Below are 15978 nucleotides of genomic sequence, written 5' to 3'. Positions count from 1 at the left end.
GAGCACCTGTATCAGGTACTCTTTTTTATGTGATCGTTCTTCTTAATACGTCATTAATGTGAATACATCGTAACCGTCTAGTTTATCACGGCCGTCAAGGTAAGAAAGTTCAATTAAGAACGCAGCTCCAACAACAATTCCGCCTAATTCTTCGACAAGCTTAATTGTCGCTTCAATTGTACCGCCTGTTGCTAATAAATCATCTGTAATCAACACGCGCTGACCTGGCTTAATTGCATCTTTGTGAATCGTTAATACGTCTTTACCGTATTCTAAACCGTAATCTACTTTGATTACTTCACGCGGTAATTTTCCTTCTTTACGAACAGGTGCAAAGCCGATACCTAGCGCGTATGCTACTGGACAACCAACGATAAATCCGCGAGCTTCCGGTCCTACGATAATATCAACTTGTTTATCATTGGCATATTTTACAATCTCATCCGTTGCGGCACGGTATGCGTCACCGTTATCCATTAATGTTGAGATATCTTTAAATGTAATACCTGGTTTTGGCCAGTCAGGTACAATTGTAATATAATCTTTAAAATTCATTCTAATGTTGCCTCCTCATTCAATCGAACGCTTAAAAATATCTTGAAATTGATTTTTAAGCTGTACATATGACGTATAAATAAAGTTTTTTTCTATTTCAATCTGCTGCTGCTTTTGGCGATAAGTCGCAGATTCTATTAAATCACGTTTCGCAGAATTTTTCACTAACGAAATTAAGCCATTGTTTATTGTAACAAATTCTAACTCAAAAAACACCTTTGCCATAAAATCAATCGTTTCTTTTGACCAGCCCTTATGAATCGCTAAATCTTCTTTGTAGCGTTTTAAATCAAAAGGACCCTTTTTCGCTAAAAAGCCGTAAAACCATTTAAAGTGATCGCGAGTTGGGATTGTATCAAAATAATGGTCTTCTTCCGTTAAGAAAATAGCGTATATTCTAGAAGGAATACCTTGGACAAACAAAGCTTCAAGCCACTTCTGTGAAGGAGGTAAATCTAATAAAACGATCTGTTCCCCTGCAAACATACATGCGTTTGCCTGTTCTTCATTTTGAATAAGAACAACATGCTCTATCGGCAGCAGCGACTTGTATTTATCAATTGTTGAATCATGAAAAGCAACGACTTTCATTTGATCCGTGAATACCTGTTCAAAGAAACGTTTGACATCAACCGCACTGCGATAATCAAACATCTGCCACTCGTCTACAGAGATATCTTCTACCATCAGCTGCGGTTTGCGCATATTGTTCCACTCATTAATAGATAGTTCACCTACTAATGATACCTTAGCTATAGGAGATACTTCATCTAATATATAGCCTAACCCAAATCCTACTGCATCAACCGATACACCGCTGTCTTCAAATACGAGTTTTAAATGATTTTTATTAGCACCAATTTTCCGCATAGATGTTGTATGAACATCTTTAATGAGAACTTTTGGCTTCGGGTTATGCATACCAAATGGAGCAAGCGCACTCATTTGTTCAATGTTCTCCAGCGTAATTTCCTCTGTTGTGCATACTGTATCAACTGATGTAATTGGAATAAAATCCTGTTCGGTTAACACGTTGCTTGCTTGTTCATTAAGACGTCTGCGCAGCTCTTCTACATCATCGCTGTTTAACGTCATGCCGGCTGCCATTGGATGCCCTCCAAAATGCGGCAAAATGTCACGGCATTTAGATAAGTTCGCGAATAAGTCAAAGCCTTCGATACTTCTTGCTGAACCTTTGGCAATACGATTTTCGGAGTCAATACTTAGTACAATTGTTGGTCTGTAGAACTTTTCTACGAGCCTAGAAGCGACAATTCCAACAACGCCTGCATTCCATCCTTCCCCCTCTACAATAAGAACGCTGTTTTCGTCCGGAGGATACATATTTTCAACAAATTCAACGGCTTCTTCCGTAATATCGTTTACGATTTGCTGCCTTTCCTTGTTTAACGCATCAATTTCTTTAGCTAAACCTTTTGCCTCTTCAGCATTTGTTGTCATAAGCAAGTGAACAGCTGGATCAGCATCTTGAAGACGCCCTACTGCATTAATGCGAGGAGCCATAGCAAATCCAATTGTATCTTCAGTAATTTCTTCGCGCTTTACTCCACATACACTCAGCAGCGCTTCAATTCCAGTGCGCTTCGTGAACTTCAAATAGTCAAGACCTTTGCGAGCAATTAAGCGGTTTTCGTCGACTAAAGGAACTAAGTCAGCAATCGTCCCAATCACTGCTAGTTCTAACAAATGTTCCGGAAGCTCCCCTAACAGCGCATGAGCGAGTTTAAAAGCCACTCCTACACCTGCCAGTTCTTTAAATGGATATGTACTTCCCGGCAGCTTTGGATGAATAATTGCATACGCATCCGGTAAAACCGGACCCGGCTCGTGGTGATCCGTAATAATTAAATCAAAATCTAATTCACGTGCATACGCCGTTTCTTCGACTGCCGAAATACCTGTGTCTACCGTAATCACCAGCTGATAGCCGCCTGCGTTTATTTTATCAAATGCTGCCTTATTCGGCCCATAACCTTCTGTAAAGCGATTAGGAATATAAAAATCAGTATCAGCGCCGAGCTGCTGTAAAGCAGATAACATAACAGAAGTACTGCTGACGCCGTCCGCATCGTAATCTCCATAGATCATAATTTTTTCATTATGATCAATTGCTTGCTGAATACGAGCTACCGCTTTGTCCATATCGTGCAATAAAAACGGATCGTGGAACGTTTGTGCATCAACGTGTAAAAACTCACGTGCCGCTTCTACTGTTGTCATGCCTCTATTAAGTAATAACGAAGCTACTAGAGGTGTAATATTGAGGTTTTCTACAAATTCATTAACAAGTTGTTCATCACATTCTTGAACATTCCAACGTTTTTTTGACTGTAACATGTCTCTTCACCCCTTAACCCACATTATTATACTAGAGTGGATGAAATGGAGCAACGAAAGAAAATAAGCATATTTTTCTGACAGTGCGCCTTGAATTTTCACGCACAAAAAAAACGTGCGAACACTTCGCACGTTTTTGAATTACTTGCTTTCTACTTCTTTTTGTTCCTCGCGCTTCAACTGTTTCCCTTTCCACACAAGCCATAGCTGAGCAGCAATAAACACAGATGAATATGCACCAAGAATTAAACCTACTAACAGGGCAATGGAGAAGTTTTGAATTGATTCACTTCCGAATACAAGAAGTGCTACAACTGCAATTACAACTGTTAAAACGGTGTTCATTGAACGAGTAAATGTTTCACGCAAACTTAGATTTACGATAAACGCCAAATCGTCAAACGTTTTGGATTTAAATTTCTGCATATTTTCACGAATGCGGTCAAACGTAACGATCGTATCGTTAATTGAGTAACCAACAATCGTCAAGACAGCGGCGATAAACGTTAAATCAACCTCTAACTTCGTTAAGCTGAAGACTGTAACGATAAAGAACGCATCATGCAACAGGGCAAGCACGGCTGCAAGCGCCATGTAAAATTCAAATCGAATCGTTACATAAATGATAATTCCGATTGAAGCAATTACAATCGCCATCATTGCATTTTTCGCTAGTTCTTTTCCAACTGTCGGTGAGACGGTGCTCACATTTGGTTCTGAACCGTATTTATCTTTAAAGTGATCTTTTAAATTGGCAATTTCTTTTTTATTTAAGACCCCAACTACACGTACGACACCCGTATCATTACTTTTCCCTGTAATAACTACGTCATCGGTTTTGATATCGAGAGACTTCATTTCGCGCTGTATCTCAGCCTGCGTAACGGTATGATTTGCTGGAATCTCTATGCGAGTTCCGCTTGTAAAGTCAATACCGAGGTTCAGCCTGAACACGGCAACCGAGATAATACCGATAATGACGAGCACGCTTGAAAACGTGAAGAACGCTTTACGGTATTTTACAAAGTCAATTTTATCCCACGCTGTAGGTAAAACGGTTGTGCCGTCGTCTTTGCTTAAATCGTGAATTTGCTCTTTCTTCACGCCAAAGTAGCCTGGTTTTTTATCAAACCAGCGGCTATTTACTAAAAGGCTCATTAATAATCGCGTACCGTATACGGCCGTAATAAAGCTTAGCACAATCCCGATCATTAACGTTGTAGCAAATCCTTTTACTGAACTTTGACCATAAAAGAACAATACAAGAGCCGCTAGCATCGTTGTAATATTGGCATCAAAAATGGTGGCAAGAGAGCGACGATTTCCTGCCCGGTATGCCGATATAACAGACCTTCCTGTTTTGAGTTCATCTTTAATCCGCTCGTAGGTAATAATATTTGCATCTACTGCCATACCTACGCCGAGAATAAGAGCCGCGATACCTGGAAGCGTCATAACCACATGCATCAAGTCAAATACAACTAAGTTCAAGTAGATATAAAAACTGAGTGTAATAATGGCAATAAGCCCCGGTAAACGATAGAAAAACAGCATGTAAAGGAAGATAATTCCGATCCCGATAATACCCGCTAATATAGTTGTGTGAAGAGCTTCTTCTCCGAACTGTGCTCCAACGGATGTAGAGTATAGCTCATCCAATTTAACCGGCAGCGACCCGGCATTTAGCAATTCCGCCAGCTGCGTTGCACTTTTCACTGTGAAGTTTCCACCTGAAATCTCAACATCTGGCTGTGTTAACACGCTGCTAACAGAGGCTGCAGATAGATACTTCGGATTTTGTTTTGTCGCTTCTTTTTGGTACGAGTCTTTTCCTTCTTCATAATCCAGCCAAATGACAATTAAATTGTTAGGTGCTGGTTTTTGAGAAAGCTCTCGCGTGATCTTTTCAAATTTTTTCGCATTTTTTAACTTTAGTGAGACGCTAGGCTGATTGCTTTGGTCAAACGATTGCTTTGCTCCGCCTTGCGCTAAGTCTGTACCATCCATCAGCACCTTATCGTTCACGTCACGGAACGTTAAGTTTGCTTGAGTTGATAACAAATCCCTGGCTTGCTTTTGATTCGTGACACCAGCTAGCTGAACGCGTATGCGGTCGTTTCCTTCAATTTGAATGCTGGGCTCACTAACTCCCAGTACATCGACACGTTGACGCAGCGCTTCAACCGTGCTGTTAAGTGCCTTTTTGTCAATGACATCGCCTTTTTTAGCTGGACTGACTTTATATAAAATTTCAAATCCACCTTGAAGGTCGAGGCCAAGTTTAATATCTTTTGTAATTCCAGTCATCGTTGTTCCGATTGTACTAAACACAAGCAGTACTAAGAGGAAAAAGGCAACGATACGTCCTCTTTTAACCATCGACAGAAAATCCTCCTTCTTATGTAAAAAACATGAAATGATAACAATAGATAAATGACCAATCTAATTATCATTCATAACCTAATGTCTGTCAAATAAAGACCTTATCAAATTTTAATACATGTATTTTACAAACTCTACTTTAATAATTCTTTCCAGTCTTCTCCATTATTAACACTTGAGAACATATCAGATTTATAAGATTCAATTGTTACATAGCTCATCACCTGCGTGATCTTAACAGATAAAATATCATTTACAACTTGATGGAGAGATAGCTCCTTTTCTTTTTTCCATTTTTTCATTTCCAAATAACTCAATAAATCGTTCTCCGTTACTTCTTCATATCCGAGCATATGAAATTCTTCCATTTTGCTGGATACGACAGGCTGTATAAGTTCTTTCGAAGCTGAAATAAATGGATGTGTCATATCGATCCTCCTTTCCGTTTGACATTTTGCGTAAAATTTCTTTCTCGTATGAGGAATACTTGTCATGCTTGGACACCGGGGGCGCATATATTCACTGTATAAACCTCAAGAAAGCAGTGAGTATATGTCTAAATTTTTACAGGGAACTATTATTTTAATAATTGCTGGCTTAATTACACGTGTACTCGGGTTTGTCAATCGAATTGTGGTGGCTCGAATGATTGGAGACGAAGGTGTGGGACTTTATATGATGGCGGTCCCCACGCTGGTATTAGTAATCACCTTAACACAGCTTGGGCTACCGGTTGCCATATCCAAGTTAGTGGCAGAAGCAGAAGCTTTAGGTGACAGGCATAAAATAAAAAAAATACTTGTCGTCTCTTTAAGTATTACGTGTACGCTGAGCTTTTTATTTACGCTCGGACTAATATTATTCGCTCCCGTTGTAGCAAAAACCTTCTTTACAGATTCACGTACGATCTATCCGCTGCTTGCGATTATTCCAGTTATTCCAATCATCGCCGTCTCGTCTGTCATCCGCGGATATTTTCAAGGAAAGCAGCAAATGAAGCCTGCCGCTTATTCTCAAATTATCGAACAAGTGGTGCGCATTACGTTAATTGCCGTGTGTACAAAAGCATTTTTGCCTTATGGAATTGAGTACGCTGCGGCTGGCGCTATGCTCTCTTCCGTATTTGGAGAACTAGCTTCACTGTTTTATATGGTGTTTATGTTCAAGCGAAAGAAGAAAATAACGGTAAGACGAAAATTTTTTGCTTCTTTACATGCAGGCAAAGATACGTTCCTTGACTTAATGCGAATCGCTCTTCCCACGACAGGAAGCCGCATGATTGGGTCAATATCTTGGTTTTTAGAACCGATTGTAGTAGCTCAAAGTTTAGCAATCGCAGGAGTAGCGACAGCGGTAGCAACGAAGCAGTACGGAGAATTAACGGGCTTTGCACTCCCTCTCCTGATGTTGCCTTCTTTTGTAACGGTGTCTCTATCCACTTCTTTGGTTCCCGCAATCAGTGAATCTCTTGCACAGAATCAAATGAAACAAATCGAATATCGGCTTCATCAAGCTCTCCGCTTGTCGTTTGTAACAGGTGGACTGGCCGTTGTTGTTCTTTATGTATTTGCTAATCCGGTAATGGAATTGATGTATGGTTCTGACAAAGCTGCTATTTTTGTCAAAGTCATGGCTCCTTTCTTTATCTTTTATTACTTTCAAGGGCCGCTTCAAGCTGTTCTGCAGGCGCTAGACCTTGCAAAAGCCGCCATGATTAACAGTTTTATCGGAGCAGCGGTCAAAACATCTCTTATCTTCTTACTCGCAACTCAGCCCAATCTAGGCATTATGGGAGCTGGCCTTGCAATTGTTGTGGGAATGATGCTTGTCACTCTTTTACATCTGTCTACCGTCATGAAAAAAATCACGTATAAGCTTCATGTGTTTGAGTATCTTCGCAGTTTTTCTGTCATGGGAATATCAGGTTTTACCGGACACTTCGCTTATATGAATCTTTTCAATTCCATCCCTTTGAGCTTACGAACCGTTTTATCAATTGTACTTACAAGCGTTGTATACGTACTGTTTTTGCTGCTTTTTAGACTGATAACAAAAGAAGAATTAAACCGTTTTTCTGTTTTACGCTATTTTAAACGAAAATAAAACGCGGAGCAATCCGCGTTTTATTGTTTCAAATCTACAAAAAATTTTCCGTTGTCGTAGCTGCAATATGAAATCTTATCTAAGTTTGAATACCCTAGCTTTTGCAGCTCTGTCTTTAACCATTCCGTCGTTTTATGTTCATGCAACAGATGCTCTTCTTGAATAATGCCGTCAATGATAAAAGGCAAATTCAAATTGCCTTTTTCACCTGATTGCTGATCTTTTTCAAACACCGATAGCCTTCCTGAAGATTCTAAAATAGCAAATTCAACATCAGCTACATTTTTTATATTTTTATCTCGCAGCTGCACGAGCAAATCATTGAAGTTATATCGCTGCCTTTTCATTTCATGTTCGTTTATTTTTCCATTCTCAATAATAATGCTAGGTTTGCCATCAATAAAATTTCGCATTCGATTGCTTTTAAGAGACCATATAGCTAAGCCGATTTGAATAATAAGAAGCGTTAACATCGGAAGAATTGAATACAGCAAAGGATCTTTTGGATTTTCAATAGCCATTACTGCCATTTCAGCAATCATAATAAAGACCACTAAATCCAATATGCTCAGCTCCCCTATTTCCCTTTTACCCATAACGCGAAAAATAATTAAAACTACTACATATAAAAGAACGGTTCGCGCAACCATGATCAACAACTCCACCGCAAAGACCTCCTTTATGTATTCCCTTGTAGTTTGTACCATTTATTTTAAAATAGCCTTACTTTTATGCGTCTATTTTGAAGTCATCCCGAATATGCTCGTACTAAGGGTTCACCTATCTTTTTATTTCATGAGGGGGAAACAAGTTGGGTGCAAAACGAATGAGCAACGCTGTATTTGCAGGGGTAGCAACAATCTTAGGGATGGCTTTAGCGATTAGCATTATCTTTTCGCTTATTTTAAAATTCACATCGCTTGAAGAACAGTCCGTACGTTTATTTTTACTTATTCTCTCATTTATTACACTGTTTATCGGAGGCTTTATCGCAGGAGGACGAAACGGTTCAAAGGGACTTCTTGTTGGAGGCGCCACTGGTATTTCTTATTCTTTTTTAATGTTTTTGCTGCAATTCCTCGGCTATAGTCACCTGTTTTCTGCACAGCAGCTTTTATTTCACGCTGGATTTATTGGAGTCGCTATTCTCGGGGGAATTGTTGGCGTAAACATTGCCGGTTCACGAGAAGCATAAAAAAACGTCACGTACATGTACGTGACGTTTTTTTATTAATCTACGCTTCTTACTTCACGAATAGCATTGCGGTCAAACGTTAATTTTGAACCGTCAGTGCTGCGAACCACAACTTGTGACTCATCGATTGCTTCTACCAGACCGTGCATACCGCCAATTGTAACAATCTTATCACCTTTTTTAAGTGCTGATTGCATTTGCTGTACGTTTTTTTGACGTTTTTGCTGTGGACGGATTAACAAGAAATAGAAAATGACAAACATTAAAAGTAATGGCCAAATATTTTGTAAAACACCCATGAAAACTCCTCCTTTTATTTATATTATCAACAGGTACTCATTCATAAATTTGATGAAAATTCCTGTAGTGACCTAGAAATTCTTTGCGTCCGGGCCGTTAAACCCGTATTTTTCAAAGAACTCATCGCGGAAATCGCCAAGTCGGTCTTCGCGAATGGCTTCACGGACTTGCTCCATTAAGTTTAGCAGAAAATATAAGTTATGGTAAGATGTTAAACGAATTCCAAACGTTTCATTACAGCGAATTAAGTGGCGAATATACGCTCTTGAATAATTTTGACATGTGTAGCAGTCACAGTTTGGATCAATCGGACCGAAGTCTTCTGCATATTTTGCATTTTTAACAACAAGACGACCTTCGCTTGTCATAAGCGTTCCGTTACGTGCAATACGCGTTGGTAATACGCAATCAAACATATCGATCCCGCGAATCGCTCCATCAATTAACGAGTCAGGTGATCCCACTCCCATTAAATAACGTGGTTTGTCGGTTGGTAAATATGGCGTCGTAAACTCAAGCACACGATTCATTACATCTTTTGGTTCTCCAACTGACAGCCCTCCCACAGCATAACCTGGGAAGTCCATTGAAACTAAATCAGCTGCACTTTGACGGCGTAAATCTTCAAACTCTCCGCCTTGAACAATACCAAAAAGACCTTGGTCTTGAGGGCGGCTGTGAGCCTCAAGGCATCGCTCTGCCCAGCGGCTTGTGCGTTCAACTGAACGTTTTAAGTAGTCATATTCTGCTGGATAAGGTGGGCATTCATCAAATGCCATCATAATATCAGACCCAAGCGCATTTTGGATGTCCATCGCTTTTTCTGGAGATAAGAAAAGCTTGTCTCCATTCAAATGGTTGCGGAAATGAACGCCTTCTTCTTCAATACGGCGCAAATCACTTAAGCTAAAAACTTGGAAGCCGCCTGAATCCGTTAAGATGGGACGATCCCAGTTCATAAATTTATGAAGGCCTCCCGCTTTTTTAACAATTTCATGACCTGGACGAAGCCATAAATGATAAGTATTACTTAAAATAATGCCTGCCCCCATTGCTTTTAAATCTTCCGGAGACATTGTTTTTACTGTAGCTAATGTGCCTACTGGCATGAAAATAGGCGTTTCAAATGAGCCGTGAGGCGTATGGACAATCCCTAAACGCGCTCCTGTTTGTTTACAAGTTTTTATATGTTCGTAACGAATTGCTGTCATTGATGTATTCCTTTCATGTTAAATTACAAAATTAGCATCGCGTCGCCGAAGCTGAAAAAACGATACTTCTCTGCTACAGCTTGTTCATAGGCAGAAATAACGTTTTCTCTTCCTGCTAAGGCACTTACAAGCATAATGAGCGTAGATTTTGGAAGATGGAAATTTGTAATCATTCCATCAATTGCTTTAAATTCATACCCTGGGAAGATAAAAATATTGGTCCAGCCTGAAGAAGCAACAAATTTGCCGTTATGCTCAGTTGCAATCGTTTCAAGGGTACGGGTAGAAGTTGTGCCTACTGAAATAATACGACCGCCTTTTTCGCGTACGCTGTTTAGTAAAGCAGCGGTTCCTTCACTCACTTGATAAAACTCTGAGTGCATATCGTGCTCTTCTAAGTCGTCAACACTGACTGGACGGAATGTACCCAATCCAACATGAAGCGTTAAAAATGCAATATGCACACCTTTTTCTTTTAACTGTTCAAGCATCTCTTCTGTAAAGTGAAGACCTGCTGTTGGCGCTGCTGCAGAGCCTTGTTCGCGAGCAAAAACCGTTTGGTAGCGCTCTTGGTCATCCAAGCGCTCTTTAATATAAGGGGGCAGCGGCATTTCTCCCAGTTGTTCTAGAACCTCATAAAAGATGCCTTCATAGTTGAATTCTAACAAACGTCCGCCTTGGTCGCTCGTTTCTTTACATACAGCTGTCAGACGTCCGTCACCAAACGAAATAACCGTGCCTTCTTTTACTCGTTTAGCCGGTTTTACAAGCGTCTCCCACGTATCGCCCTGTGTTTGTTTTAAAAGCAATACTTCAATATTAGCACCTGTATCTTCTTTTGTCCCAAACAATCGTGCAGGAAGAACACGTGTGTCATTTAACACTAAACAATCTCCTTCTTGCACATAATCAAGAAGATCATGAAACATATGATGCTTCACACTTCCTGTTTCTTTGTTTAATACCATGAGTCTTGACGCATCTCGCTGCTCAAGCGGCGTTTGGGCAATCAATTCTTCTGGTAAATGAAAATCAAATAAATCTACTTTCAAAATGTTCACCTGTTTCTACTTAATTATTTAAATTTGCCAATTACATAAAAAATAAGTGATAATACAACGCTTACTAGAATACATGTCACAATCGGGAAATAAAAGGTTGTATTTCCTTTTTTGATAAAAATATCGCCTGGAAGCTTGCCGACGAACTGCCATAACAGTCCAATGACGACTAAAATGCCCCCTAATGTGATAAGCATCTTAGGCATATCATTCACTGATCAGGCACCTCCAGCTGAAAATGATCATAGACCAAAGGCGTCACAATTCGTCCTCGCGGCGTTCGCTGCAGAAAGCCGATTTGCAATAGATAAGGCTCGTATACGTCTTCAATTGTGTGAGACTCTTCACCAATAGTAGCCGATATTGTGTCTAACCCTACAGGGCCGCCCCTAAATTTTTCGATAATCCCTCTTAATAATTTATGGTCAATATGATCAAGACCTAAACGGTCCACCTGCAACATTTCTAATGCTTCGTTGGCAAGCCTTTCGGTTATGGCTCCGTCTCCTTTGACCTGAGCAAAATCTCTCACTCTTCGAAGCAAGCGATTCGCAATACGCGGAGTTCCCCTAGCACGCCTAGCCATCTCAAATGTAGCTTTTTCATCAATCTCTACATCTAAAATAGCGGCTGTTCTTTCTACTATCGAAGCAAGATCTTCTTCTTGGTAATATTCTAAACGGCTTAAAACGCCGAAGCGATCACGCAAAGGAGAAGATAAAAGCCCTGCTCTTGTCGTTGCACCTACTAGCGTAAACGGAGGCAAATCCAGACGGACGGAACGTGCACTCGTTCCTTTTCCAATAACAATGTCCAAACAGAAATCTTCCATTGCTGGGTACAGTACTTCTTCAACCGAACGATTTAATCGGTGAATTTCATCAATAAAAAGCACATCTCCAGGCTCTAAGCTAGTTAAAACTGCGGCTAAATCGCCTGGACGCTCAATAGCTGGCCCAGAGGTCGTTCGGATTTGCACGCCCATTTCATTAGCGATAATAGTAGCAAGAGTTGTTTTCCCCAATCCTGGAGGACCATATAAAAGCACGTGATCTAACGTTTCGCTTCGCATTTTGGCAGCTTTAATAAAAATATCCAAATGGGATTTTACTTTATGCTGACCAATATACTGCTGTAAGGTTTGCGGCCGCAAACTTTGCTCGATGATTTCTTCTTCACCAAGAACATCTCCCGTTACAATACGATCGTCCATTTTACTCCTCCCTTACTTATTGTTTCAATAATCGTTTTAGCGCTTCTTTAATATACTGATCCGTTGTCATCGTTTCTTTCATTAAAGCCGGAACAATTTTTTTGATTTCTCTTTCTGCATAACCTAATACTTTAAGTGCTTCAATCGCTTCATCGAGTGCTTCTGAACTTTGAGATTTGACTTCTTGTGCGTCCAAATCTGCAAATAAAGAAGGAACGGCATCTGGTACAATATCATGCAGCTTTCCTTTTAAATCTAGAATCATCTGTCGAGCTGTTTTTTTACCTACTCCTGGAAACTTAACTAAAAACTTCTCGTCTTCCTCTTCCACAGCTTGGACAACCTGCGCTGGATTACCTGACGCTAAAATAGCTAAACCGCCTTTTGGGCCGATTCCTGACACGCTAATTAACTTCATAAATAAATCCTTTTGTTCTCGGGAAGCAAACCCGTAAAGTGCAATTACGTCTTCTCTTACATATTGATAGGTGTAAACCGTCTTTGGTTGTTCATCAATTGAAAATACATATGGATTCGGCGTAAAGACTTGATAGCCTATCCCGTTGTTTTCGATTACTACATACTCAGGATTTATATATGTAACAGTACCTTTGATATAATCAAACAATAAGCTCTCTCCTTAATCATGTACGCGCGGGCAGTGACCTTCAACTTTGCCTACGAAGAATCCTGCCCGCATCGTTCTCTATTTTCCTTTAAAGCTGCTTTTTAAAAAGACGTTCAAGAGAACGTTTGCCTCTTTTCATCTTTGCCAACCTATTTTTACAATAGCTATAAAAAATAGAACCGCCCACTTTTATTGATGAATGACCTTTTAAAATATATACAATACTAGACTGCTGAATACCATTTTAACATATCGCCAAAAGCAAATAGAAGCAATTTAGAATGTTGAATTCAATAATTATTTTACCATACTAAAAAACGGCTGCTTGATTGAAAGCGGCCGCTGCTGGAGCTGATAGATTTTATAGAAATTAATGAGGGAAAGATATTCATCTTTTGATTGAACGCGAATACCTTTCTTTAATTGTTCATGCTGATAGCTCTCAAGCCTTTTGATGTCAATTTGAAAAAACGATTGTATAATGTGCTGCGACGAAGCTGGTTTGCCTTCAAATGCTGAGAGAATACCGTTAACAGAAAGCCCTACATAACCGTTCTCTTTTAAAATAGGTGAAATATCGTCTATGCTTGTTCTAAAAACTAGCTCTTGATCCGTTTCTTTAAGCAGTCGCCAATTTTTATATTTTTTCATTAATTGTTTTTTCGTCATAGAAGGGCTTTTGATCATCTCTTGACTTACGACTCCATCCACATACACGCGCTCAAGAAATAATCTCATCGGCTCCTTTTCATTCGCATCTGCACGGTATGGCATTATACAAAACACAATACTTACTAGCATTAAAAAAGCTGCTTGATGAATGACTTTCTTCACTCACCTTCACCTCACACGTTAATCATACTCTTTTTAGTATTATCTAAAAAGGTTTTGTGAAAATCTACACTAATAGTTTGACCTACTTATTTTCTTTTATCCTCTTATTTTATGAAGCAAATCCCTTTTACGATATTATGTTAAGAAAACATGGAGTATTTGTTACATTTGCACACTATTTGTAAAATTTTCTCTTGAACGTTTTAATTAAATTTTTGCAGGGTATGTACATAGTGGAAGCAATTGTAAGGACTTCTATTATCTATTTTCATAAAAAAGGGAGCTGAAGTAATGAGAATGAATAAACGTGTAGTCGGAACTTTTTTTTCAGAGAAAGAAGCTTTAGATGTTATCCATAATTTAAAGCGTCAAGGTTATAGAGAAACAGACATTATGGTTATTTCTAACAGTAAAAGCAATACATTTCAAATAGGTCACGATACAAATGTAATTATTGAAGCTGGTTCACCTGCCGTAAGTTCATTAGCTGGCGTCATGATGGATAACTTTTTTACCATGATGACAGGCGGCATGGGGCTCAAACAAGGAAACAGCTTGAAATCAAAATTAATCCGCATGGGCATACCAGACTTCTCAGCCGTGCAGTGCGAGACAGATGTAGCTGCTGGTAAAATTCTAATCTTGATAGATGCCGTAAGCTCTGAACAAACTCCAGCGTACGGAACCTATACGGAACACAACGAGCATAGAGCCGTCCAACTACGTGAAGAAAAATTAGATATCTTAAAAGAACGCGTCCAAGTCGGTGAAGTAAAACTCCACAAAAAAGTAATAGAGGAAGAAAGAACTGTACACGTTCCTGTTACGAGAGAAGAGTTTTATATTGAACGTCGCCCTGTAGTTGACGGAGACTATAACGCTGGGCCACTTACAGAAGATGAAATTATTCGTGTTCCAATCATGGAAGAACGAGTGGAAATAACCAAACGACCAGTTATTGTTGAAGAAGTAATTATAGGAAAAAAACTTATTCAAGAAACAAAAGAATGGACTGAAACGATTAAGAAAGAAGAAGCAAGCGTAGAACCTGATGGACTCGCGAGCCCCGAAGTATACGAAAATATGATGAACTATACAGACCATACTTACGCTCAAGTTTCTGCAGCTCTAGCAAGCGACGTGGAAGCTGAATACGAAAATAGTCAGTCAACTAACAACGAGAAGCCAAACACACAAGCTAATGAGACAAGCTCTTCTGCAAAAAATGTAAAAAATACAAAGAGTGTCGCTACGGCACCAGCAGATACGAAAAAAAGAGAAGGTCGCCTCAAACAAAATGAAACTAACGCTCAAAAGGAAGAAGCGGAATCCAAAACAACAAACAAATCTGCTTCTAACAAGAAAAATTAATAGTTGCATGTTCGAGGAATAGCTGCCTGGCTTCAATGGCAGCTTTTTTATATGTCTTCTCATCAAAAAAAACAGCCGTCCTTCACAGACAGCTGCTTCTTCATTTAACGATGTTTATGATTGACATTCTCATCGACTGATTCAAATAGACCATTGAAATTAGTTTGAATCGTATTTCGGTCTTTTCCATTTCGAATATCATCATCAAGAGAGCGAGCGTTCATAAATACATCATGATCTACTTTTACTTGAACATTATAGTCCTTTGCAATAGGCTTTACTTTATCGAGCACGTTTTGTTTTAAACGGCCGTTATTTATGTCTTTGGCCGGATCCACAGCAACTAATAGCTGATCTCCACGGACAACGGCGCGACTATTTTCTACACCTTTAACGCTTGCAGCCCGATCAGCCACTTTTTCCGTAAAGTCTCTTGGATAATCTTCACCATAATACATATTAGCAACGCCATTTGTACGATCATTTGTATTATTGATGTTTCCATAAGGGTTTGTCGGATTATCAAAGCGTCCATCACTTACGTTTAACGGATAATTAGGTGTTCCATTCCCATCTAAAACTTCAGTCATTGGACCTTTCGGATTATCTACGCGATGTTCATTCGCTTTTTCATTTGTATGATACCCAACAGGCTGTGTCGTATCTGTATAGCGCTGTTCCATACCTTGGTCTTTGTTATTGCAAGCGCCAAGTCCCATCATACATGCAAAAGCTAAAGAAGTTGCTACATACCTATTCAACATAAT

At 39.5% G+C, this 15978-nt stretch carries 16 protein-coding genes; 3 read left to right on the top strand and 13 right to left on the bottom strand.

The genetic code is table 11. The features are described from left to right. Positions 1–42: 42 nt before the first annotated feature. The 4 genes from SB717_RS07290 to SB717_RS07275 all read right to left on the bottom strand — a co-directional run bounded on the left by SB717_RS07290 (position 43) and on the right by SB717_RS07275 (position 5723). Positions 43–555 (bottom strand): adenine phosphoribosyltransferase, encoded by a 513-nt coding sequence (locus SB717_RS07290; RefSeq protein ID WP_013059309.1) that lies wholly within the window; start codon positions 553–555, stop codon positions 43–45. A 15-nt stretch (positions 556–570) separates the two neighbouring features. Next, the gene (recJ, locus tag SB717_RS07285; protein WP_074677621.1) at positions 571–2913 is read right to left on the bottom strand and encodes a single-stranded-DNA-specific exonuclease RecJ; all 2343 of its coding nucleotides are present in this window, start codon (positions 2911–2913) and stop codon (positions 571–573) included. A gap of 141 nt (positions 2914–3054) precedes the next feature. Continuing rightward, complete coding sequence (gene secDF / locus SB717_RS07280; RefSeq protein WP_182003540.1) at positions 3055–5292, bottom strand: protein translocase subunit SecDF; 2238 nt, start codon at positions 5290–5292, stop codon at positions 3055–3057. A gap of 137 nt (positions 5293–5429) precedes the next feature. Beyond that, positions 5430–5723, bottom strand: a complete 294-nt coding sequence (locus tag SB717_RS07275; RefSeq protein WP_028411692.1) for a post-transcriptional regulator — start codon at positions 5721–5723, stop codon at positions 5430–5432. A 124-nt stretch (positions 5724–5847) separates the two neighbouring features. Here SB717_RS07275 and spoVB point away from each other — a divergent pair, with 124 nt between their 5' ends. Continuing rightward, entirely contained in the window at positions 5848–7398 is a 1551-nt protein-coding gene (gene spoVB, locus SB717_RS07270) for a stage V sporulation protein B (protein ID WP_074677987.1), read from the top strand. A 20-nt stretch (positions 7399–7418) separates the two neighbouring features. On the opposite strand, the gene SB717_RS07265 is transcribed toward spoVB, so the two are convergent. Continuing rightward, positions 7419–8063 carry a DUF421 domain-containing protein gene (locus tag SB717_RS07265; RefSeq protein WP_410903519.1) on the bottom strand — a complete coding sequence of 215 codons (645 nt, stop codon included), beginning with the start codon at positions 8061–8063 and terminating at the stop codon, positions 7419–7421. Between the two features lie 146 nt (positions 8064–8209). On the opposite strand from SB717_RS07265, the gene SB717_RS07260 reads away from it, so the two are divergent. Beyond that, positions 8210–8593 carry a TIGR04086 family membrane protein gene (locus SB717_RS07260; RefSeq protein ID WP_074677626.1) on the top strand — a complete coding sequence of 128 codons (384 nt, stop codon included), beginning with the start codon at positions 8210–8212 and terminating at the stop codon, positions 8591–8593. 35 nt (positions 8594–8628) lie between these two features. On the opposite strand, the gene yajC is transcribed toward SB717_RS07260, so the two are convergent. The 7 genes from yajC to SB717_RS07225 all read right to left on the bottom strand — a co-directional run bounded on the left by yajC (position 8629) and on the right by SB717_RS07225 (position 13840). Beyond that, positions 8629–8892, bottom strand: coding sequence for a preprotein translocase subunit YajC (gene yajC / locus SB717_RS07255; protein WP_028411695.1), 264 nt, complete (start codon positions 8890–8892; stop codon positions 8629–8631). Between the two features lie 72 nt (positions 8893–8964). Continuing rightward, entirely contained in the window at positions 8965–10104 is a 1140-nt protein-coding gene (gene tgt, locus SB717_RS07250) for a tRNA guanosine(34) transglycosylase Tgt (RefSeq protein WP_013059317.1), read from the bottom strand. A 23-nt stretch (positions 10105–10127) separates the two neighbouring features. After that, positions 10128–11156 (bottom strand): tRNA preQ1(34) S-adenosylmethionine ribosyltransferase-isomerase QueA, encoded by a 1029-nt coding sequence (queA, locus tag SB717_RS07245; RefSeq protein ID WP_013059318.1) that lies wholly within the window; start codon positions 11154–11156, stop codon positions 10128–10130. Positions 11157–11179: 23 nt separating this feature from the next. Further along, entirely contained in the window at positions 11180–11380 is a 201-nt protein-coding gene (locus SB717_RS07240) for a DUF2905 domain-containing protein (RefSeq protein ID WP_013059319.1), read from the bottom strand. Then, positions 11377–12378, bottom strand: a complete 1002-nt coding sequence (gene ruvB / locus SB717_RS07235) for a Holliday junction branch migration DNA helicase RuvB (RefSeq protein WP_074677628.1) — start codon at positions 12376–12378, stop codon at positions 11377–11379. Before ruvB ends, SB717_RS07240 begins: the two co-directional genes overlap by 4 nt. Before the next feature lie 16 nt (positions 12379–12394). Next, positions 12395–13006, bottom strand: a complete 612-nt coding sequence (gene ruvA / locus SB717_RS07230; protein ID WP_013059321.1) for a Holliday junction branch migration protein RuvA — start codon at positions 13004–13006, stop codon at positions 12395–12397. A gap of 297 nt (positions 13007–13303) precedes the next feature. Further along, positions 13304–13840 carry a BofC C-terminal domain-containing protein gene (locus tag SB717_RS07225; protein ID WP_410903518.1) on the bottom strand — a complete coding sequence of 179 codons (537 nt, stop codon included), beginning with the start codon at positions 13838–13840 and terminating at the stop codon, positions 13304–13306. A gap of 291 nt (positions 13841–14131) precedes the next feature. On the opposite strand from SB717_RS07225, the gene SB717_RS07220 reads away from it, so the two are divergent. Further along, complete coding sequence (locus SB717_RS07220) at positions 14132–15211, top strand: YsnF/AvaK domain-containing protein (RefSeq protein ID WP_074677630.1); 1080 nt, start codon at positions 14132–14134, stop codon at positions 15209–15211. Positions 15212–15315: 104 nt separating this feature from the next. Here SB717_RS07220 and SB717_RS07215 read toward each other — a convergent pair whose 3' ends face one another. Beyond that, positions 15316–15975, bottom strand: a complete 660-nt coding sequence (locus SB717_RS07215; protein ID WP_013059324.1) for a YhcN/YlaJ family sporulation lipoprotein — start codon at positions 15973–15975, stop codon at positions 15316–15318. Positions 15976–15978: the final 3 nt, after the last annotated feature.

This window comes from Priestia sp. SIMBA_032 (assembly GCF_046535215.1).
Taxonomy (GTDB): Bacteria; Bacillota; Bacilli; order Bacillales; family Bacillaceae_H; genus Priestia; species Priestia aryabhattai.
Note: the sequence above shows the minus strand (reverse complement) of the source record. Positions and strands in the feature narration are given on the sequence as shown.

Excerpts from the sequence above, each read along its gene's own strand:
- SB717_RS07290 (WP_013059309.1), bottom strand. The coding sequence starts at position 555 with ATGAATTTTAAAGATTATATTACAATTGTACCTGACTGGCCAAAACCA.
- recJ (WP_074677621.1), bottom strand. The coding sequence starts at position 2,913 with ATGTTACAGTCAAAAAAACGTTGGAATGTTCAAGAATGTGATGAACAA.
- secDF (WP_182003540.1), bottom strand. The coding sequence starts at position 5,292 with ATGGTTAAAAGAGGACGTATCGTTGCCTTTTTCCTCTTAGTACTGCTT.
- SB717_RS07275 (WP_028411692.1), bottom strand. The coding sequence starts at position 5,723 with ATGACACATCCATTTATTTCAGCTTCGAAAGAACTTATACAGCCTGTC.
- spoVB (WP_074677987.1), top strand. The coding sequence starts at position 5,848 with ATGTCTAAATTTTTACAGGGAACTATTATTTTAATAATTGCTGGCTTA.
- yajC (WP_028411695.1), bottom strand. The coding sequence starts at position 8,892 with ATGGGTGTTTTACAAAATATTTGGCCATTACTTTTAATGTTTGTCATT.
- tgt (WP_013059317.1), bottom strand. The coding sequence starts at position 10,104 with ATGACAGCAATTCGTTACGAACATATAAAAACTTGTAAACAAACAGGA.
- ruvB (WP_074677628.1), bottom strand. The coding sequence starts at position 12,378 with ATGGACGATCGTATTGTAACGGGAGATGTTCTTGGTGAAGAAGAAATC.
- SB717_RS07220 (WP_074677630.1), top strand. The coding sequence starts at position 14,132 with ATGAGAATGAATAAACGTGTAGTCGGAACTTTTTTTTCAGAGAAAGAA.
- SB717_RS07215 (WP_013059324.1), bottom strand. The coding sequence starts at position 15,975 with ATGTTGAATAGGTATGTAGCAACTTCTTTAGCTTTTGCATGTATGATG.